We start from the raw sequence: 19,779 nt of genomic DNA on the forward strand, positions 1-19,779 counted from the left end.
GGGCGGTTTTCCTTATTGGGCGCGCAGCAGGCGGGTGCCGGCTGCGGAATAGACATCCATCAATCGCGCATCGGTCTCCCGCTCGACCACCAGATGCGTCAATTGGGCGATCGGCAGCACCAGGAAGGACGCCACCGCGCCCAGTTTCGCGGCGGTGGCGACGACGGCGGTGGACTTGCTCTGCGCGGCCAGGCGGCGCTTGAACTCGGCCTCCTCGAAGTCGACCGCGGTGATGCCCGCCTGCGGATCGACGCCGCAGGCGCCGATGAAATACAGGTCGGGCCGCAGCAGCTCCACCTCGCGCAGCGCGGTCGCGCCGACGCTGCCGCCCAGACCCTGCTTGACGCGGCCGCCGATCATGATCAGCTCCAGGTGGGGCTTGTCCAGCAAGCGCGCCGCGATCGACGGTGCGTTGGTCAGCACCGTCAGCGGCGCGTTCGGCAGGGCGTCGGCGATGGCCAGGTTGCTGGAGCCGGCATCGAGGAAGATCACGCTGCCCGGTTTCACCAGCGTGGCGGCGGCCGTGGCCAGGCGCGATTTGCCGGACTGCTCGCGGCCAAGGCGCTGGGTCAGCGTGCCGCTTTCCGGCGCGGCGGCGATGCGTACGGCGCCGCCATACACCTTCTGGCACAAGCCGGCGGCGGCCAGGTCGCGCAGGTCGCGCCGTATTGTGTCTTCGGTGACGTTCAGGTTCTGCGCCAGCACGGAAGCAATCACGCGGCCGTCGGCCTGCAATTGTTTCAATATCAGGTCGTGGCGCTCTTGCAGCAGGAGGTTTTCACGTTTCATGCGCAAAAGTGTACACACTTGGGCGCAAAGTGTAAACAAACACGCACAAACAAGTATAAATACGGACTCAGGGTTCCTGAAGCCGCAGCAGCGCCTCGGCGGAGTTGGTGAACAGCGCGGCGTCCTTCTCGATGCGGCGGAAGGCGCGCCCCAGGCTGGCGCGCATGAAGGTGCTGTGCGCGTAGCGCGTCACCTTGCTGTAGTAGCGCTCCGCCAGCTGGTTCACCGACTCCACGTATTGGTCCATCAGCTCCGGCGCGATCGAGAAGTTGTCGTAGTTGATCACCGCCGGCACCTTGCGCCCCAGCGGTGCCAGGCGCTCCGCCACCAGCGCGCAGATCTCGGCGATGGTCTCGGTGTCGCTCACTTCGAAGCCTTCGAAGTTGACGAAGAAAAGCTCCTGCTGCGCGTCGTACACCAACCGCTGCCCCAGCGGCAGCGCCAGGAAATCGGTGCGCCAGTTCATCGCCAGCGGCGCGAAGATGCGCGCGTCCATCACCTTCAGCTGCGCGCTGATGGCCGGTTTGAAATCCATGTGCGCCAGGATGTCGCGCTCCAGGTCCACGCCGGGCGCGATCTCGATCAGCTCCAGCGCCGACGCCCCGCCGTCCAGCACCAGCCGCATCACGCAACGCTCCGTGATGAACAGCGCCTCCTGCCCGCGCCGCGCCGCGTACTCGCCGCTGTAGGTGCGGTGCTCCACCTCATCGACGAACTTGCGTGTCGCGCCCTTGTCCGCCGTGAAGGTGCCGACAAACACCACCTTGCGCGCGTTCTGGCTGATGTTGATGAAGCCTCCCGCGCCGGCCAGCTTGCTGCCGAATTTGCTGACGTTCAGATTGCCGTGGCGGTCGGCCTGCGCTAGCCCGAGCACCGCCACGTCCAAACCGCCGCCGTCGTAGAAGTCGAACTGGTAGGGCTGGTCGATGACCGCGTCGGCGTTGGTGGCCGCGCCGAAGTTCAAGCCGCCGGCCGGCATGCCGCCGATCACGCCCGGCTCCGCCGTCAGCGTGACCAGGTCGAGCAGTTTCTCCTCCGCCGCCACCGCCGCCACGCCTTCCGGCATGCCGATGCCGAGGTTGACGACATTGTTCGGCCGCAGCTCCATCAGCGCGCGGCGGGCGATGATTTTCCGCTCCGTCAAAGGCATCGGCGCCACCGCCGACAAGGGGACGCGCAGCTCGCCCGAATAGGCGGGGTTGTACGGCTCGGCGAAGGTCTGCATGTGATACTCGGGCTTTTCCGCGACGACCACGCAATCGACCAGGATGCCGGGAATCTTGACCTGGCGCGGATGCAGCGTGCCGCGCTCCGCGATGCGCTCCACCTGCACGATGACGATGCCGCCCGAGTTGTGTGCGGCCATCGCGATCGCCAGCGCCTCCAGCGTCAGCGCCTCGCGCTCCATCGTGATGTTGCCGACGGCGTCCGCCGTGGTGCCGCGGATGATCCCCACGTGTACTGGCTGCGCTTTGTAGAACAGGTATTCCTTGCCGCCCAGCGTGAGCAGCTCCACCAGCTCCTCGGTGGTGCGGGCGTTGATCTTGCCGCCACCGTGGCGCGGATCGACGAAGGTGCCCAGGCCCACGTGCGTGAGCAGGCCAGGCTTGCCGGCGGCGGTGTCGCGGAACAGCTGACTGATCACGCCCTGCGGCAGGTTGTAGGCTTCGATCTTGCCGCTCATGGCCAGCTGCTGCAGCTTGGGCACCAGGCTCCAGTGGCCGCCGACCACGCGCTTGAGCAGGCCCTCGTGGCCGAAGTGATTCAGGCCGCGCTCCTTGCCGTCGCCCTGGCCGGCGGCGTAGACCAGCGTCAGGTCGCGCGGATGGCCTCCGCTCTCGGCCGACAGGAAGCGCCGCTCCAGCGCCACCGCGATGTTCTCCGCGAAGCCGACGCCGACAAAGCCGCCGGTGGCGATGGTGTCGCCGTCGCGTATCAGGCCGACCGCGTCGGCCGCGCTGACGATCTTGTTACGCAGGACGGCTGGTTTGCCGATCGTGGAAAAATCGAGAGTGCGACCATGCATGGCGGGCTCCGTTCTAGTCTATGTCGAGATCATTTTTGTCGATTTCAGGTCCCAGCAGCAGCTGCGCCGCCTCGCTCGGCAGCGCCTCCACCGTCTTGAGCTTGCGCGCCATCTGGCGGCTGCGCGTCTCGGCCGATTCGATGTTCTTGGCGGCCCGCTCCAGCGCCAGCTTGGTGGCCGACAGCACGTCGCCGAACTTGCCGAACTCCGTCTTCACCGCGCCCAGCACCTGCCACACCTCCGACGAGCGCTTCTCCAGCGCCAGCGTGCGGAAGCCCATCTGCAGGCTGTTGAGCAGCGCCGACAAGGTCGACGGCCCGGCGATGCTGATGCGGTTCACGCGCTGCAGCTCGTCGGCCAGGCCGGGACGACGCATCACTTCCGCGTACAGGCCCTCGGTCGGCAGGAACAGGATGGCGAAATCGGTGGTGTGCGGCGGCGACACGTATTTTTCCGAGATGGTCTTGGCCTCGCCGCGCACCGCGCGTTCCAGCTCGCGGCCGGCCAGCGCCACGCCTTCCGCGTCGGCGCGGTCGGCCGCGTCCAGCAGGCGCTCGTACTGCTCCTTCGGGAACTTGGCGTCGATCGGCATCCACACCGGCGCCCCGCCCTCCACCTGGCCCGGCAGCTTGAGCGCGAACTCCACCCGCGCGCCGCTGCCGGCGATGGTCTCGACGTTCTTCGCGTACTGCTCCGGCGTGAGCACCTGCTCCAGCAGCATCTCCACCTGCACCTCGCCCCAGGTGCCGCGCGTCTTCACATTGGTCAGCACCCGTTTCAGGTCGCCCACGCCCAGCGCCAGCTGCTGCATCTCGCCCAGGCCCTGGTGCACCCGCTCCAGGCGCTCGGACACCTGCTGGAACGAGGCGCTCAGGCGCGCCTCCAGCGTCGCATGCAGCTTCTCGTCGACGGTCTTGCGCATCTCCTCCAGCCGCGCGCCGTTGTCCGCCTGCAGATCCTTGATCTTGGCCTCCAGCGTGGCGCGCACCTCCTGCATGCGCGCGGCGTTCGACTCGGTCAGCCGCGCCAGGTTCTGGTTCATGCTGTCGGCGAACAGCTTCAGGCTGCGGCCCTGCTCATCGCGGCCGACCAGTCCCTGCGCCTCCAGCTGCCGGCGCATGGCCTCGAACTGCTGCACGCTGGCCGCGTGCGTGGCCTGCGCGGTGGTCTGCAACTGCATGCGCACCTCGCGCTCGACGCGCTCGATGCGCTCGGCCAGGCCATCGCCGCCGCCGGCCTGCCCGCGAGCGCGCAGCAGCGACAGCGCCTGCAAAACGAGAACGGCCGCGATCGCGGCCAGCAGCACATAGAATTCGGTCTGGGTCATGGCGTCAATCGGGCTTGTTGCGCATCCAGTCGGCGGTTTGATAGAAGGATTCCATCAACCGCAAACGCAGCGCCTCGTCGATGCCGACGTCCTCCATCGCCCACGCCATCGCGCGCAGCCACTGGTCGCGCTCCTGGGTGCCGATAGCGAACGGCATGTGCCGCATGCGCAGGCGCGGATGGCCGTGCGCTTCGATGTACAGGTCCGGCCCGCCCATCCAGCCGCTCAGGAACATGAACAGGCGCTCGCGCGCGTTGTCCAGCGTGGGCGGATGGGCGGCGCGCAGCAGCGCGAACTCCGGCTCCAGTTCCATCAGGTCATAAAAACGGTCGACCATCTCGCGCACGCGCGATTCGCCGCCGATTACTTCATAGAGAGTTCGGGATTCAGTCATAACCTCCATGATAGCGCACCGGCGGCGAAACGCCGGCGTCACACCAGGGCAAGCCGGCGCAGGCGCCGTGTCGACGACCAGTTCTCCAGGTCGGCCTCCGCGCGGATGTCGTCGCAGGCCTGGACGATGCGCGACAACTGCATGCGATCGAGGCCGGAATTGAGCGTCAGCCGCACCAGCGAGCGGTTCTTCGGCGTGGCCGGCGCGCAGAACATGGCGCCGTAGATGCCGCGCCACTCCAGCATCTTGCGCAGCGCCAGCGTCTTCGGCTCCGGGCCGGGCTCCAGTGCGATGATCTGCTCGCTGCCGTCGCTGACGTTGTAGCCCAGCGCGCTCAGCTCCTCGCGCACCTCGAGCGCGTTGGCGCGCAGCGCGGCGCGGCGGTCGTCGGCGGCCGCGACGAAATCGATGGCGGCGTCGAACCACGCCAGCTCGTGGCCCAGCAGACAGGAGCTGAAGATGGCCGGGCGCGACTCCGACAGGAAGTAGCCCTTGAACTTGCTGGAGCAGGTGATGAAGCCGGCGCGCCCGGCGAAGGCCTTGGCCAGCGAGGCGGTGCGGAAGTGCACCCGCTCGCTCAAGCCCAGCTCCGCCACCAGGCCGGCGCCGCGCGGGCCGTGCGTGCCCAGCGAATGCGATTCGTCGACGATCAGCAGGCAACCGCTGCGCTCGGCGATCTCCACCAGCTCGCGCAACGGCGCCACGCTGCCGTTGGTGCTGTACAGCGCATCGACCACGATCAGGCCGCGACCGTGGCGCGCCAGCTGCTTTTGCAAATGCTCCATGTCGTTGTGCAGGAAGGGCAGCGGCGTCGCCCCGGCCGACTGCACGCCCTCCCACAGCGAGGCGTGGGCCTGCATGTCCAGGTAGACCGGGATGCCCGGCGCGGCCAGCGTCTGCACCAGGCCGACGTTGGCGGCCCAGCCCGATTGCGCCACGATGCCGTCCTGCGCCCCCATGAAGCAGGCGAACTTGCGTTCCAGCCGGTGCTGGGCGCTGCCCTCCTGCAGGTACACGGCCGACATCAGCAGCTCGCCCTGGCTGCAGGCCAGCGCCGCCATCTGCGCCCCCATCAGCGCCGGCTCGCCGGCCAGGCACAGGTAGTCGTTCCCCGCCAGGAAGACCGCGCCGGCCGGCGTGGGCTGCCAGGCGTGCGGATGTTCGCCGCCCAACAGTTGTTCGATGCGGGTGACATAGTGTTCGTCCATGCGCCGGGTCACGAAATCGGGCATGTGTTGTTCAGCCGGCGTGGCAAAAACAGGGGTGCGGCCATGATCTTGAGCAATCGCTTTGGACATTTTTCAGGTTCCTTTCGTCGTTTTGGAAATGGTTGTTTTTTTATGAGTCCGATGCCAACCTTGAGGCCAAAAAAACAAGCAGTGATTGATACTGATCAATTATTGTTTTGATATGCAGAAGCTCGTTGTAATTTCAGGCGATCATGGGACCTTGATAAATGTCAATCTCACCATGACGCAAACCCTGCAAGAACGCTGGAAGCGCTGGCAGCACGGCTTGGTCCAGTCGCTGTTGCACTACCATGGCCGCGAGGACCATGCGACCGTGCGCGTCCTGCTGCTGGCGAGCATCGGCACGGTGGGCATGCCGCTGTACTACGTGATCTGGCAAAGCTTCTTCCCGCAGGCATACGAATCGCTGTCGCTGCGCCTGCTCGGCATCCTGCTGTGCGCGCTGGGCCTGTTCGCCCGCCAGTTCAGCCGCCGCATGCTGCACCTGTACCTGCTGGTGACGCTCAGCTACATCTTCCCGTTCTTCTTCACCTTCATGTTCCTGATGAACCACGCCTCGGGCGTGTGGAGCGAGTCCCTGCTGATCGGGCTGGTGGTGCTGTTCCATTTCGACACCAGCCTGGCGATGACGGCCTATCTGACCGGCACCAGCGTGGCCTGCACCGCCGTCGCCATGCTGGGCGAAGGCGACACGCTGCTCAGCAGCCAGGTGCTGCAGCAGCTGCCCATCCACCTGTTCACCATCGCCGTGCTGTCGGTGGCCAAGATCAGCCGTCAGGTGCTGGCGCAGGAGAAGCTGGCCGGCCTGGGCGCCGGCCTGGCCACCGTCGCGCACGAGCTGCGCACGCCGCTCACCAGCGTCGACGCCAACGTGCGCGGCCTGCTGCGCATGTACGCCGACGCCGGCAGCCGCACGCAGGAGGACCGCCTCGGCGCCATCGACGCGCTGGCGCGCATCCAGTTCGAGGTGCGCCACATGAACCACATGATCGACCTGTTCCTGCTCAGCGCCACGGCGGTGCGGCAGAACCTGCGGCCGGTCGAAAAGGTGACGATGGAGGGCGTGGTGGAGGCGGTGCTCAAGCGCTACCCGTTCTCCAACGCCACCCAGCAGAAACTGGTGACGCTGGAAGTGCGGCGCAACTTCACCTTCGCCGGCCAGACCGAGCTGTCGGTGGTGATCCTGCTTAACCTGTTGCGCAACGCGCTCAAGGCCGTGCAGCGCGCCGGCAAGGGGCGCGTGCGCATCGTGGTCGACGGCGCGCACGCGCCGCCGCGGCTCCTGTTCATCGACACCGCCTGCGGCATCCCGGCGCAGCAGATGCCGATGATTTTCCGGCGCTTCTACTCCCATCCGCCGCACAACGGCGCCGGCATCGGCCTGGCCTTGTGCGAGGAGATCATGCACGCGTGGAGCGCCAACATCCGGTGCGTATCGCGCGAGGGCGCGTACGCCATTTTTATTCTTGAATTTCCCCAGCAGCAGCCCATACCGAGGTGACACATGCATTTGCCCGTTTATTCCCATCCCACGCTGACCGTGCTGGTCGACGACAGCGACTCCTTCCTGCGCAGCCTGTCGTTCCAGCTCGACCCGATGCTGGCCAGCCAGACCTTCCACGACACCACCACCGCGCTGCAATGGCTGCGCAGGGAACCGCAATCGGGCTGTGTGCCGCTGCACGTCAACTTCGACATGCACAACCTGCCGGCCGACCAATGCAACGTGGCGCTGGACCTGGAACGCATCTACCGCATCGGCCAGCAGCGCCACCGCTTCGAGACGCCGTCGGTGCTGGTGGTCGACTACTCGATGCCGCAGATGAACGGGCTGGAATTCTGCGAGGCGGTGGCGCACCTGCCGTGCAAGAAGATCCTGTTCACCGGCGCGGCCGACGAGAAGATCGCCGTCAGCGCCTTCAACCGCGGCCTGATCGACCGCTACATCAAGAAGAGCGACGACCACGCGCTCGACATCCTGGAGCTCGAGATCGCCGCGCTGCAGCGCGACTACTTCGACACCCAGTCCGAAACGCTGCGCGAGCTGGTGCTGCTGCATAACTACCACTTCCTGGGCGACCCCGCGCTGGCGCGGCTGGTGCAGGAACTGAGCGCCAGCATGGGCTTCGTCGAGCACTACATCTTCCCGAATCCGACCGGCATCCTGTTCCTCGACAAGCACGGCAAGGCCAGCCTGATGATGATAGAAACCGAACAGGGGATGTATGCGCAGTACGAGATCGCGCGCGACAGCGACGCGCCGCCGTCGTTGATGGATGCCTTGCTGGAGCGGCGCGTGCTGCCGTTCTTCTCCGACCCGGACGGCGACGGCATGTACTCGCGCCGCGTCGGCGACAACTGGCACCGCTACTGCGCGGCGCCGCGCGTGTGCCAGGGGCGCGAGACCTACTACTGGGCGCTGTTCGACCTGCCGCCGCACTACTTCGACCAGCAGCCCTACTCCTACGCCGACTTCCTCAAGGAGCGGGCGGCGCTGGACACCATCGCGGCCTAAGCTTCAGGCCTCGCGCAGCGTCTGCAGCGGCGGCTGGCGCAGCACGTTGCGCAGGCCCAGCCAGCCGCCGGCGATGGCGCACAGCGCGCCCGCCACCAGGCCCACCAGCCACACGGCGGGGCTGAAGCTCCAGGCGAACTTGAACTGGTAGGTGGCCAGCGCCCAGCCCAAGGCCGCCGCGCCGCTCGCCGCCAGCACGCCGGACAAGGCACCCACCAGCGAGAACTCGATCAGCTGCGCCTGCGACAGCTGCCGGCGGGTCGCGCCCAGCGCGCGCAGCAGGCCCGATTCGCGGGTGCGCTCGTCCTGCGATCTCATCAGCGCCGCGTACAGCACCAGCACGCCGGAGGCCAGCGTGAACACGAACAGGAACTCGACCGCCGTCACCACCTGGTCCAGCACCGCCTGCACCTGCCGCAGCAGGCCGCCGACATCGACGATGGTCAGGTTGGGATAGTCGCGCGTGAGGGCGTTCATCAGCGCGCCCTGCCCTTGCGGCAGGTGGAAGGCGGTGATCCAGCTCTGCGACACTTCCGTCATCGCCGCCGGGTTGATGATGACGAAGAAGTTGACCCGCATCGAGCCCCACTCCAGCTTGCGCAGGCTGGTGATGGTGGCGTCCACCGGCGTGCCGGCGATGTCGAAGCGCAGCTTGTCGCCCAGCTTCCACTTGAGCGTCTTGGCGATGCCCTCCTCCACCGACGCTTCCGGCGCGCCCGGCTTGTCGGCGAACCACCGGCCGGCGCTGATCTTGTTCTCGGCCTGCATCGCCGCCATGGTCGACAGGTTGAACTCGCGGTCGGCCAGGCCCTTGGCGCGGTCCTCGGTGTAGGTGTCGGCGGTGACGGGCTTGCCGTTCACGGCGGTCAAACGCCCGCGTATCATCGGATACTGCGGCGCGTAGCTCACGCCCGCCGCCCGCAAACGCTGGCCAATGTCGGCCGCCTGCTCCGGCTGGATGTTGATGATGAAGCGGTTGGGCGCGTCCGGCGGCGTGGCGTTGCGCCAGGCCGTCATCAGGTCGCCGCGCACCACGGTCAGCACCAGCAGCGCCATCATGCCCAGCGCCAGCGAGACGATCTGCACCACGGTCGCGCCGGGGCGGCGCTGCAGCGAGGTGATGGCGAAGCGCCAGCTCTGGTGGTTGATCGCGCGCCGCAGCGGCTTGAGCGCGGCCAGCGCACCCCAGCCCACCAGGCCGAACAGCGCGAAGGCGCCGAGGAAGCCGGCCGCCGTGTACAGCGCCAGCTGCGCGTCGCCCGCCTGCCACAGCAGCAGCACGACGAAGCCGGCCAGGCCCAGGCCGTAGGTGGCCAGCGCCGCCACCTGCGGCGGGTCCTGCTCGCGGCGGATCACGCGGTTGTGCGGCACCTTGCGCAGCTGCAGGATGGGCGGCAGCGCGAACGCGGCCAGCAGCAGCATGCCGGTGGCCACGCCCTGCAGAGCGGGATAGATGGTCGGCGCCGGCAGGCTGGCCGAGACCAGCTTGCCCAGCACCTCCAACAGCACGTAATGGCCGCCGAAGCCGACCGCCACTCCCATCAGGCTGCCGGCCAGGCCGACCATCAGGAATTCGGTCAGATACATCAGCGTGACTTCGTTCTGCGTCAGGCCCAGGCAGCGCAGCATGGCGCAGGCGTCCAGGTGGCGCTGCATGAAGCGGCGCGCGGCCATCGCCACGGCCACCGCCGCCAGCATCGCCGACAGCAGGCCGACCAGCGACAGGAAGCGGTCGGCGCGGTCCAGCGTGGCGCGCATTTCGGGCCGGCCGTTTTCCAGCGACTCGACGCGCACGCCCTTGATATTGTTTTGCTTGATCTGCGCCTGCAGCCATTGCTCGTAGGCCGTGGCGACGGCCGCGCCGTTCTGCAGCGACGGCGGCGCCGCCACCAGCAGGCGGTAGGACACGCGCGAACCGGGCTGGATCAAATTGGTGGCGGCCAGGTCGTCCAGCGCGAACATCACGCGCGGCGCGAAGGCCAGGAAGTTGGCGCCGCGATCCGGCTCGGAGGCGATCAGCTGCGCCACCGTGAAGCTCTGGTCACCCAGCTTGATGCGGCCGCCGACCGTGGTCTTCAGGCTGCCCAGCAGGCCGGCGTCGATCCACACGGTGCCCGGCGCGGGCACGCCGTTGGCGGCAGCGCCGTAGCTTTGCTCGGCCTGTTCGGGATCGGTGGTGATCTTCAGCTGGCCGCGCAGCGGATAGCCGGGGCCGACCGCCTTCAACGACGCCAGCAGCGACGTCGATTGCTCGCCCTCGCCCGCCTGCGCCATGCTGGGGAAGCCGACGGTGTCGGTCATCAGCAGGCCGCGCCTGGCGGCCTCCGCGCGCCAGGCCGGATTGACCGGCAGGTCGGCGTTGACGACGACGTCGGCGCCCAGCAGCTGGTGGGCGTCGCGATCGAGGCCGCTGCGCAGGCGGTCGATGAAGAAGCCGGTGGCGGACAAGGCGGCCACCGCCACCGTCAGCGCGATCAGCAGAAAGCGCAACTGGCCGGCGCGCCAGTCGCGCGCCGTCATCTTCAAGGCGAGTTTGAGCATGGGGGTCTTCTACAGTGCGGCGAAATACGCGTCGACTTCATCGAGGAACTTCTGCTTCTGCCCGGCCGGCAGGAAGGCCGCCGAGAAGCTGTTGCGCGCCAGGCGCTGCGCGTGGGACAGGCCCAATGGCAAAGCCTCGAAGGTGGCGATGAAGTTGGCGTTCATGTAGCCGCCGAAGTAGGCCGGATCGTCCGAGTTCACGGTGGCGACGATGCCGGCGTCCAGCAGCTGCAGCAGGTTGTGCTGCTCCATGCGCTCGAACACGCACAGCTTGACGTTCGACAGCGGACACACCGTCAGCGCGATCTGCTCGCGCGCCAGGCGCTGCGTCAGCGCCGCGTCCTCCAGGCAGCGCACGCCGTGGTCGATGCGCTCGACCTTGAGCACGTCGAGCGCGGTTTCGATATACGCCGGCGGGCCTTCCTCGCCCGCGTGCGCCACCAGATGGAAGCCCAGCTCGCGGCACTTGGCGAACACGCGCGCGAACTTCTCCGGCGGATTGCCGACCTCCGACGAGTCGAGCCCGATGCCCATGTACTTGTCGCGGTAAGGCAGCGCCTCCTCCAGCGTGGCGAACGCGTCCTCCTCCGACAGGTGGCGCAGGAAGCTCAGGATCAGCGTGGCGCTGACCGGGCTGTCCTGGCAGGCGCGGTGGATGCCGTCGATCACGGTCTTGATCGGCACGCCGCGCGCGGTGTGCGTCTGCGGATCGAAGAAGATTTCGGTGTGGCGCACATTGTCCTGCTCGGCGCGCTTGAGGTAGGCGGCGGTCATGTCGTAGAAGTCCTGCTCCTGCAACAGCACGCTCGCGCCGGCGTAGTAGATGTCGAGGAAGGACTGCAGGTCGGTGAACGCGTACGCGGCGCGCAGCTCCTCCACCGAACCGTAGGCCAGCTTGACGTTGTTACGCTGGGCCAGCGCGAAGATCAGCTCCGGCTCCAGCGATCCTTCGATGTGGATGTGCAGTTCGGCTTTCGGCATCTGCTGCAGCACCGTGCGCAATTGTTCGTTCAACATTATTCTTTTTTCCTCTGACAGTTAGCTGGATCAACGCATCTTAGCGCATGCCGCGAGAGTGCGACAGCAGCGGCCAAGTTGCGGCAGAATTTATCCGTTTGAAGCGCGATCAGCACGGCGCGTGCAAGCGTGATACTGTGGCATAAACGCGCATGAAAAAACACCTTGAAAACCGCGAAAAGGACACAAATTTTCGCAAAAATAACCTTTAAAATCAATGATTTACGAAAGAGTATTAAGCATATTGCGACATATCTTTTGACTTCCAGCACCAATAGCGCAATAATCAATTTCATAGACGTAAGAAGCGTTACGACCAACACATAAAAGCCGCCAACCGGCGATAAAGCCAGCTCACCGGCGCGGGCAATCCGCGCCACAAAAAAGAAGCTGGTGATAAGAAAAATAAAAACGGAAAGGGTATGCACGGACCAGGGCCAGGGCAGTCGAACTGCCGGTGACCCGTGACAAGCAGGTTTACATTAAAGGACATCCAAATGACCATTTTTGACAACTACGCCGCACGGTACGAACGGACCAAAGAAGAAGAGATGTCCATGAAGGAATATCTCGAACTTTGCAAAAAAGATCGACTCACCTACGCCAGCGCTCCGGAACGCATGCTGGCCGCCATTGGCGAACCGACGTTGGTCGATACCCGCAACGACACCCGGCTGTCTCGCATCTTCGCGAACAAGGTCATCAAGATATATCCGGCTTTCCGCGAGTTCTACGGCACCGAGGAAGTGATCGAGCAAGTGGTGTCCTACTTCCGCCACGCCGCGCAGGGGCTGGAGGAACGCAAGCAGATCCTGTATCTGCTCGGTCCCGTCGGCGGCGGCAAATCGTCGATCGCCGAGAAGCTCAAGTCGCTGATGGAGCATGTACCCTTCTACTGCCTGAAAGGCTCGCCGGTGAACGAATCGCCGCTCGGCCTGTTCAACGAGGAAGAGGACGGCGTGATCCTCGAGGAAGACTACGGCATCCCGCGCCGCTACCTGCGCAACATCCCCAGTCCGTGGGCCGTCAAGCGCCTGCACGAATTCAACGGCGACATCAACCAGTTCCGCGTGGTCAAGCGCTATCCGTCGGTGCTCAAGCAGGTCGCCATCTCCAAGACCGAGCCGGGCGACGAGAACAACCAGGATATCTCCTCGCTGGTCGGCAAGGTCGACATCCGCAAGCTGGAAGATTATTCGCAGGACGATCCCGACGCCTACAGCTACTCGGGCGGCCTGTGCCTGGCCAACCAGGGGCTGATGGAATTCGTCGAGATGTTCAAGGCGCCGATCAAGGTGCTGCACCCGCTGCTGACCGCCACGCAGGAAGGCAACTACAAGGGCACGGAAGGCTTCGGCGCGATTCCGTTCGACGGCATCATCCTGGCGCACTCGAACGAGTCGGAATGGAAGACCTTCAAGAACAACCGCAACAACGAGGCTTTCCTTGACCGTATCTACATCGTCAAAGTGCCGTACTGCCTGCGCGTGACCGACGAGATCAAGATTTACGACAAGCTGATCGCCAACTCCTCGCTGTACCAGGCGCCGTGCGCGCCCGGAACCCTGCGCATGATGGCGCAGTTCGCCATCCTGTCGCGCCTGAAGGATCCGGAGAACTCCAGCATCTTCAGCAAGATGCTGGTGTACGACGGCGAGAACCTCAAGGACACCGACCCCAAGGCCAAGTCCATGCACGAGTACGTGGACTACGCCGGCGTCGACGAGGGCATGAACGGCCTGTCCACCCGCTTCGCGTTCAAGATCCTGTCCAAGGTCTTCAACTTCGACAACACCGAGGTGGCGGCCAATCCGGTGCACCTGCTGTACGTGCTGGAGCAGCAGGTCGAGCGCGAGCAGTTCCCGCCCGAGACCGAGCAGAAGTACTTCTCGTACATCAAGGAACACCTGGCGCAGAAATACGTGGAGTTCATCGGCAAGGAAATCCAGACCGCCTATCTGGAATCGTATTCCGAATACGGCCAGAACATCTTCGACCGCTACGTCACCTTCGCCGACTTCTGGATCCAGGACCAGGAATACCGCGATCCCGACACCGGCGAGAGCTTCGACCGCGAGTCCTTGAACAACGAGCTGGAGAAGATCGAGAAGCCGGCCGGGATTTCCAATCCCAAGGACTTCCGCAACGAGATCGTCAACTTCGGCCTGCGGGCGCGCGCCAACAATGGCGGCAAGAATCCGGCCTGGACCAGCTACGAGAAGTTCCGCACCGTGATCGAGAAGAAGATGTTCTCCAACACCGAGGAACTGCTGCCGGTCATTTCGTTCAACGCCAAGGCCAGCGCCGAAGACGCCAACAAGCACGCCGACTTCGTCGCCCGCATGGTGGAGAAAGGCTATACCGCCAAGCAGGTGCGGTTGCTGTGCGAATGGTATTTGCGTGTGAGGAAGTCGTCTTAAGTAGCATTGCGCGCCGCCCCGCATAAGGCGGTGGCGGCGCGGCGCCGACCAATAGCAGCAGGAGGCATCTTTTGACTTACCTCATCGACCGACGTTTGCAGGGCAAGAACAAGTCTGCGGTCAACCGCGAGCGCTTCTTGCGGCGCTACAAGGCCCAGATCAAGGACGCGGTGGGACGTGCCATCAAAGGCCGCTCCATCACCGACATTGAGAACGGCGAAAAAGTCTCCATCCCGGTCAAGGACGTGGGCGAGCCCTCGTTCGGCCACGCCCATGGCGGCGTGTGGGAAACCATCAACCCCGGCAACCAGGAATACCTCAAGGGCGACCTGATCAACCGGCCCAAGGGCGGCGGCGGCGCCGGCCGCGGCAAGGCCGGCAACAGCGACCAGCTGACCGAGGACGATTTCATCTTCGAGCTCTCGCGCGAAGAATTCATGAACTACTTCTTCGAAGACCTGGAGCTGCCCAACCTGGTCAAGACCCAGCTGACCGCCACCACCGAATTCAAGAACCAGCGCGCCGGCTACAATATGTCGGGCACGCCGTCCAACATCCACGTGCTGCGTTCGCTGCGCGGCGCGCTGGGGCGGCGCATCGCGGTCGGCGGCAGTTCGCGCAAGCGCGTGATCGAGGCCGAGCGCGAGCTGGAGGAGCTGCTGCTGGAAGGCGCGCCGCTGGACGCGCCGCGCGTGCTGGAGCTCAAGAAGCTGATCCACCATCTGCACACGCGGCTGCTGGCCATCCCCTTCATCGACCCGTTCGACCTGCGCTACAGCAACCGCATCAAGGTGCCCAAGCCGATGACGCAGGCGGTGATGTTCTGCATCATGGACGTCTCCGGCTCGATGGACGAAACCCGCAAGGACACCGCCAAGCGCTTCTTCATCCTGCTGTACCTGTTCCTCAAGCGCGCCTACGACAAGATCGACGTGGTGTTCATCCGCCACCACACGGCCGCGGCCGAGGTGAACGAGGAGGAATTCTTCCACTCGCGCGAGTCGGGCGGCACCGTGGTGTCGTCGGCGCTGCACCTGCTCGACAAGATCATCGAGGAGCGCTACGGCGGCGGCAGCTGGAACAGCTACGTGGCCCAGGCGTCCGACGGCGACAACTGGGACAACGATTCCGTGCTGTGCCGGCAGCTGCTGGTCAACACCATCATGCCCAAGGTGCAGTACTACACCTATGTCGAGATCACCGACGGGCCGCCGCAGAACCTGTGGGAGCAGTACTCGCAGATCCCCAATCATCACCCGCATTTCGCCATGCAGAAAATAGTCACGCCGGCCGACATCTATCCGGTGTTCCGTGAACTGTTCAAGAAACAGCCGAAATAGGCAGCCGAGCCATGAACGACATGACACCAAAGCCGCGCCATCCGCGCGCCCTGCCCGAGCAGTCGGAGTGGACGTTTGAACTGATCGAGCAGGCCCACCAGGAAATCCGCCGCGTCGCCGAGGCGTTCGGGCTGGACACCTATCCCAACCAGCTGGAGATCATCACCGCCGAGCAGATGATGGACGCCTACACCTCGGTCGGCATGCCGGTGTCGTACAACCACTGGTCGTTCGGCAAGCACTTCCTGTCGACCGAAAAGGGTTACAAGCGCGGGCAGATGGGGCTGGCCTACGAGATCGTCATCAACTCCAATCCCTGCATCGCCTACCTGATGGAGGAGAACAGCCTGACCATGCAGGCGCTGGTGATCGCGCACGCGGCCTACGGCCACAACTCCTTCTTCAAGGGGAACTACCTGTTCCGTACCTGGACCGACGCCGACGCCATCGTCGACTACATGGTGTTCGCCAAGAACTACATCGCCGAATGCGAGCAGCGCCACGGCATCGACGCGGTCGAGCTGCTGCTCGACTCCTGCCACGCGATCCAGAACTACGGCGTGGACCGCTACAAGCGCCCGGCCAAGCTGTCGATGGCACAGGAGCGCGCGCGCCAGAAGGAGCGCGAAGCCTACGCGCAGTCGCAGATCAACGAGCTGTGGCGCACCCTGCCCCGGCGCGAGGAAGAGGAGGAGGAAAAGGCCGCGCCGCGCTTCCCGCCCGAGCCCGAGGAAAACCTGCTGTACTTCATCGAGAAGTACGCGCCGCTGCTGGAACCTTGGCAGCGCGAGATGGTGCGCATCGTGCGCAAGATTTCGCAGTACTTCTACCCGCAGCGCCAGACCCAGGTGATGAACGAGGGCTGGGCCACCTTCTGGCACTACACCATCCTCAACCAGTTGTACGACGAGGGTGTGGTGGGCGACGGCTTCATGATGGAGTTTTTGAAGAGCCATACCAACGTGGTGTACCAGCCGCCGGTCAACAGCCCCTACTACAGCGGCATCAATCCGTACGCGCTGGGCTTCGCCATGATGACCGACATCCGCCGCATCTGCGAGCACCCGACGCCCGAGGACCGTGAATGGTTCCCGGACATCGCCGGCAGCGACTGGCACAAGACGCTCGACTTCGCCATGCGCAATTTCAAGGACGAAAGCTTCATCGCCCAGTACCTGTCGCCTAAGCTGATCCGCGACTTTCATTTCTTTGCGGTACTGGACGACGACAACAACGAAAAACTGGCAATCTCCGCCATACACGACGACCTGGGTTACCGCTACGTCCGCCAACAGCTGGCCGAGCAGTACAACCTGGGCAACCGCGAACCGAATATCCAGGTGTGGTCGGTCAATACCCGCGACGACCGCGCGCTCACGCTGCGCCATACGCAGTTCCAGCGGCGGCCGCTGAACCAGCAGGCCGGCGAGGTGCTCAAGCACGTGGCGCGGCTGTGGGGCTTCGACGTGCACCTGGAAACCGTGGCGCCGAACGGCGAGATCGTCAGTACGCTGGAGGTCAAACGGGAGAAACGGGCGCGCGGAAGCTGAGCAACATATATATAGGGCTTTTGCCGCGGTCGGGCATGGCTCTTGCAAGGGATGAATCGGGGTCAGAGAAGCCGCTCTGGCCCCGGTTTTTTTAGCCAAAGCATGACGCAGCGCAAAAGTCAACAATTTTTTGCCACTGCTTGTAGAGGCTTGCTCGCAAGAATTTCATCAAAGAAACATTTGCGACCAAATTATCAATTGTTCGTAGTAAAATTACGTACATAATATTCCGTTTTTGGGCTTAAGGGAAAACTAAGTAATGTCGTGGTGCGTCTCGCCCCAAAATTGCGCCGGGGAGTCTTGCAAATTGAGCTAGAACGGTGCAAAGAGTGCGCTGCGGCATAGGAAAACCCTATGAAATTTAACCGGTTTTAGGGATGAAAATTCTATGTAAAATCAAGAATTCGTATGTATAATTCGCCGACGTCCCGGATGCGGCTGTTGTTTTGTGTCGCCATTTTGGGGTTTAGTAGCAACAAAAAAGAGTTGGTATTGGAGAAAGCAGGCATGAATTTCACGCACAACGAGAAAAGCACCGGGAAGAACTTTACAGGCATTACCATTGTCGTTTTGTTGCACCTCCTGGTTGCTTATGGGATCGTGACGGGCTTGGGTAAACGTCTGGTGAGCAAGATGATCGCACCAGTGGAGACCAAGATCATTGAGGAGGTCAAGCCTCCTCCACCGAAAGAACTCCCACCGCCACCACCTCCGCCAGAGATGAAAGCGCCACCACCGCCATTCATCCCGCCAGTTGAGGTGAACGTGCAGCAGCCTCCGCCGCCGCAAAACACGATCGCGAACGCGACCAACGTGAAGCCTGCGACGAACGAACTGCAAAAAGCGCCACCAGCACCACCGGCAGCGCCACCGGGACCGGCCAAATCGGTGAACGTAGCTGCTGTTGCTGACTTCAGCACTTGCGCAAAACCGGAGTGGCCAAAATCCTCCCTGCGTAACGAAGAAACCGGTACGGTCACGTTATCGTTCTTGATTGGAACCGACGGCCACGTCGCCGATTCCAAAATCGTCAAATCCAGTGGCTTTAGGGACTTGGACAAGGCCGCGGTTAACGGGATCAGCAAATGCCGATTCAAACCGGGTCTGACCGACGGGAAACCGACGGAAGCGTGGATGCAGATGCAATACGTCTGGACGCTGGAGTAAAACCGAGGCGGCAGTAGCGTCTCACTTAGTAATTTTCGTTGTCATTACGTTCAGCGATCTGATTATTTTATCAATTTGGAGGAAGCATGTTTAAGAATACCCGTTTGTCCGCTGTACTGGCCGCTGTGCTGTTTTCCGTGACCGCAGCCACCGCCCTGGTAAGCGCCCCAGCCTTCGCTGACGCGCCAGCCTCGGCCGCCGCTTCGGCACCAGCAGCCGCTCCAGCAGCGGATGCGGCAGCCGCACCAGCTCCGGCAGCAGAAGCTCCAGCTGCCAAGGGCGGCAAAGAAGAAGTGGACAATCCATACGGCTTCGAAGCTGTCTGGAACGGTGGTTTCGTATCGCGCGGCACCCTGATCATCCTGTCGCTGATGTCGATGGGTTCGTGGTACATCATCATCACCAAGCTGATCGACCAGATGAAGATCTTCAAGCAGTCGAAAGAAACCTCGGCCAAGTTCTGGAAAGCATCGTCGATCGCCGCTGGTTCGGCTGCCCTGAAAGACGGCTCGCCATTCCGCTTCATCGCTGAAACCGGCACCAAGGCCACCGTGCACCACGACGGCGCCCTGCTGGAACAAATCGACCTGTCGACCTGGGTGACCATGTCGATCCAGCGCGCTGTTGACAAAGTTCAATCGCGTCTGCAAGACGGCCTGTCGTTCCTGGCAACCGTTGGTTCGACCGCACCGTTCATCGGTCTGTTCGGTACCGTTTGGGGTATTTACAATGCACTGATCGCCATCGGCATGTCGGGTAACGCATCGATCGACAAAGTCGCAGGTCCAGTGGGTGAAGCGCTGATCATGACCGCTTTCGGTCTGTTCGTTGCAGTTCCTGCCGTTCTGGGTTACAACTGGCTGGTGCGTCGTAACAAGTCGGCCATGGAAGACGTGCGTTCGTTCTCCGCTGACGTGCACTCGGTACTGATCTCGGGCGCTATGTCCACCAGCGAAGCTGGCCGTGCCGCCGGCGCTAAAAAGATTGGATAATTAATCATGTCGATGTCCGTAGGCTCCGATAGCGGAGACGAAGATCAAGTCATGTCAGAAATCAACACGACGCCCCTGGTGGACATCATGTTGGTTCTGCTGATTATCTTCCTGATCACGAGCCCGGTTGTTCTGAAGCTGATCAAGATCAAGCTGCCAGAAGAAGCCAACCAGGTTATTCAGACCAAGCCGGAAGATGTCAACATCGTTGTAAGCAAGGATGGCGACATCTACTGGAATCAGAAGAAAATGCGCGACGCGAATGAGTTGTTCGATTTTCTGAAGGTGGAAGCAGTTAAGTTGCCTCAGCCAGAAGTACATGTTCGTGGCGACCAAGAAACACGCTACGAAGCAATCGGCAAGGTTATTTACACTACCCAGCGCGCTGGTATTCAGAAGGTCGGCTTCATCACCGAACCGCCTGATAAGGGTTAATCCCCGATAGTGCATC

16 protein-coding genes are annotated in these 19,779 nt (G+C 63.5%); 8 read left to right on the forward strand and 8 right to left on the reverse strand.

Features of this window, described 5'->3' with window-relative positions; all coding sequences use genetic code 11:
- Window positions 1-12: 12 nt before the first annotated feature.
- From AC07WS_RS06920 to cqsA, 5 genes are all read right to left on the reverse strand, one after another.
- Window positions 13-789 carry a DeoR/GlpR family DNA-binding transcription regulator gene (locus AC07WS_RS06920; RefSeq protein ID WP_494728338.1) on the reverse strand — a complete coding sequence of 259 codons (777 nt, stop codon included), beginning with the start codon at window positions 787-789 and terminating at the stop codon, window positions 13-15.
- Between the two features lie 67 nt (window positions 790-856).
- Entirely contained in the window at window positions 857-2,815 is a 1,959-nt protein-coding gene (locus tag AC07WS_RS06925) for an acyl CoA:acetate/3-ketoacid CoA transferase (protein ID WP_494728339.1), read from the reverse strand.
- 13 nt (window positions 2,816-2,828) lie between these two features.
- On the reverse strand, window positions 2,829-4,142 hold the full coding sequence (locus AC07WS_RS06930; RefSeq protein WP_494728340.1) for a DNA recombination protein RmuC: 1,314 nt from the start codon (window positions 4,140-4,142) through the stop codon (window positions 2,829-2,831).
- A gap of 4 nt (window positions 4,143-4,146) precedes the next feature.
- A complete protein-coding gene (locus AC07WS_RS06935; RefSeq protein ID WP_152839288.1) occupies window positions 4,147-4,545 on the reverse strand; it encodes a group II truncated hemoglobin in 399 nt (132 codons plus the stop codon).
- Between the two features lie 29 nt (window positions 4,546-4,574).
- On the reverse strand, window positions 4,575-5,768 hold the full coding sequence (cqsA, locus tag AC07WS_RS06940) for an alpha-hydroxyketone-type quorum-sensing autoinducer synthase (RefSeq protein WP_494728341.1): 1,194 nt from the start codon (window positions 5,766-5,768) through the stop codon (window positions 4,575-4,577).
- 238 nt (window positions 5,769-6,006) lie between these two features.
- Here cqsA and AC07WS_RS06945 point away from each other — a divergent pair, with 238 nt between their 5' ends.
- On the forward strand, window positions 6,007-7,287 hold the full coding sequence (locus tag AC07WS_RS06945; RefSeq protein ID WP_494728342.1) for a sensor histidine kinase: 1,281 nt from the start codon (window positions 6,007-6,009) through the stop codon (window positions 7,285-7,287).
- Window positions 7,288-7,290: 3 nt separating this feature from the next.
- On the forward strand, window positions 7,291-8,301 hold the full coding sequence (locus tag AC07WS_RS06950) for a response regulator (RefSeq protein ID WP_494728343.1): 1,011 nt from the start codon (window positions 7,291-7,293) through the stop codon (window positions 8,299-8,301).
- A 3-nt stretch (window positions 8,302-8,304) separates the two neighbouring features.
- On the opposite strand, the gene AC07WS_RS06955 is transcribed toward AC07WS_RS06950, so the two are convergent.
- The 3 genes from AC07WS_RS06955 to AC07WS_RS06965 are packed head-to-tail and all read right to left on the reverse strand — an operon-like array spanning window position 8,305 to window position 12,287.
- Window positions 8,305-10,842 (reverse strand): ABC transporter permease, encoded by a 2,538-nt coding sequence (locus AC07WS_RS06955; RefSeq protein ID WP_494728344.1) that lies wholly within the window; start codon window positions 10,840-10,842, stop codon window positions 8,305-8,307.
- Between the two features lie 9 nt (window positions 10,843-10,851).
- Window positions 10,852-11,859 (reverse strand): adenosine deaminase, encoded by a 1,008-nt coding sequence (locus AC07WS_RS06960; RefSeq protein WP_494728345.1) that lies wholly within the window; start codon window positions 11,857-11,859, stop codon window positions 10,852-10,854.
- Window positions 11,859-12,287 (reverse strand): hypothetical protein, encoded by a 429-nt coding sequence (locus AC07WS_RS06965; RefSeq protein WP_494728346.1) that lies wholly within the window; start codon window positions 12,285-12,287, stop codon window positions 11,859-11,861. Before AC07WS_RS06965 ends, AC07WS_RS06960 begins: the two co-directional genes overlap by 1 nt.
- A 69-nt stretch (window positions 12,288-12,356) precedes the next feature.
- Between AC07WS_RS06965 and AC07WS_RS06970 the strand changes: the two genes are divergently transcribed.
- The 6 genes from AC07WS_RS06970 to AC07WS_RS06995 all read left to right on the forward strand — a co-directional run bounded on the left by AC07WS_RS06970 (window position 12,357) and on the right by AC07WS_RS06995 (window position 19,763).
- Window positions 12,357-14,279 carry a PrkA family serine protein kinase gene (locus AC07WS_RS06970; RefSeq protein ID WP_161082808.1) on the forward strand — a complete coding sequence of 641 codons (1,923 nt, stop codon included), beginning with the start codon at window positions 12,357-12,359 and terminating at the stop codon, window positions 14,277-14,279.
- A gap of 71 nt (window positions 14,280-14,350) precedes the next feature.
- Window positions 14,351-15,619: a YeaH/YhbH family protein gene (locus AC07WS_RS06975; protein WP_494728347.1), complete on the forward strand. Its 1,269-nt coding sequence runs from the start codon at window positions 14,351-14,353 to the stop codon at window positions 15,617-15,619.
- Between the two features lie 11 nt (window positions 15,620-15,630).
- Window positions 15,631-17,169 carry a SpoVR family protein gene (locus AC07WS_RS06980; RefSeq protein ID WP_494728348.1) on the forward strand — a complete coding sequence of 513 codons (1,539 nt, stop codon included), beginning with the start codon at window positions 15,631-15,633 and terminating at the stop codon, window positions 17,167-17,169.
- Between the two features lie 507 nt (window positions 17,170-17,676).
- Window positions 17,677-18,336: an energy transducer TonB gene (locus tag AC07WS_RS06985; protein ID WP_117011680.1), complete on the forward strand. Its 660-nt coding sequence runs from the start codon at window positions 17,677-17,679 to the stop codon at window positions 18,334-18,336.
- Window positions 18,337-18,422: 86 nt separating this feature from the next.
- Window positions 18,423-19,328, forward strand: a complete 906-nt coding sequence (locus AC07WS_RS06990) for a MotA/TolQ/ExbB proton channel family protein (RefSeq protein ID WP_199538690.1) — start codon at window positions 18,423-18,425, stop codon at window positions 19,326-19,328.
- Window positions 19,329-19,334: 6 nt separating this feature from the next.
- Window positions 19,335-19,763, forward strand: coding sequence for an ExbD/TolR family protein (locus AC07WS_RS06995; protein WP_161082812.1), 429 nt, complete (start codon window positions 19,335-19,337; stop codon window positions 19,761-19,763).
- Window positions 19,764-19,779: the final 16 nt, after the last annotated feature.

The organism is Duganella sp. GW821-FHT01E12 (assembly GCF_059422325.1).

What these genes read in the sequence shown, in the direction of transcription:
- AC07WS_RS06970 (WP_161082808.1), top strand. Translation starts at nt 12,357, where the DNA reads ATGACCATTTTTGACAACTACGCCGCACGGTACGAACGGACCAAAGAA.
- AC07WS_RS06920 (WP_494728338.1), bottom strand. Translation starts at nt 789, where the DNA reads ATGAAACGTGAAAACCTCCTGCTGCAAGAGCGCCACGACCTGATATTG.
- AC07WS_RS06925 (WP_494728339.1), bottom strand. Translation starts at nt 2,815, where the DNA reads ATGCATGGTCGCACTCTCGATTTTTCCACGATCGGCAAACCAGCCGTC.
- AC07WS_RS06960 (WP_494728345.1), bottom strand. Translation starts at nt 11,859, where the DNA reads ATGTTGAACGAACAATTGCGCACGGTGCTGCAGCAGATGCCGAAAGCC.
- AC07WS_RS06935 (WP_152839288.1), bottom strand. Translation starts at nt 4,545, where the DNA reads ATGGAGGTTATGACTGAATCCCGAACTCTCTATGAAGTAATCGGCGGC.
- AC07WS_RS06995 (WP_161082812.1), top strand. Translation starts at nt 19,335, where the DNA reads ATGTCGATGTCCGTAGGCTCCGATAGCGGAGACGAAGATCAAGTCATG.
- AC07WS_RS06990 (WP_199538690.1), top strand. Translation starts at nt 18,423, where the DNA reads ATGTTTAAGAATACCCGTTTGTCCGCTGTACTGGCCGCTGTGCTGTTT.
- AC07WS_RS06955 (WP_494728344.1), bottom strand. Translation starts at nt 10,842, where the DNA reads ATGCTCAAACTCGCCTTGAAGATGACGGCGCGCGACTGGCGCGCCGGC.
- cqsA (WP_494728341.1), bottom strand. Translation starts at nt 5,768, where the DNA reads ATGCCCGATTTCGTGACCCGGCGCATGGACGAACACTATGTCACCCGC.
- AC07WS_RS06930 (WP_494728340.1), bottom strand. Translation starts at nt 4,142, where the DNA reads ATGACCCAGACCGAATTCTATGTGCTGCTGGCCGCGATCGCGGCCGTT.
- AC07WS_RS06985 (WP_117011680.1), top strand. Translation starts at nt 17,677, where the DNA reads ATGAATTTCACGCACAACGAGAAAAGCACCGGGAAGAACTTTACAGGC.
- AC07WS_RS06945 (WP_494728342.1), top strand. Translation starts at nt 6,007, where the DNA reads ATGACGCAAACCCTGCAAGAACGCTGGAAGCGCTGGCAGCACGGCTTG.
- AC07WS_RS06980 (WP_494728348.1), top strand. Translation starts at nt 15,631, where the DNA reads ATGAACGACATGACACCAAAGCCGCGCCATCCGCGCGCCCTGCCCGAG.
- AC07WS_RS06950 (WP_494728343.1), top strand. Translation starts at nt 7,291, where the DNA reads ATGCATTTGCCCGTTTATTCCCATCCCACGCTGACCGTGCTGGTCGAC.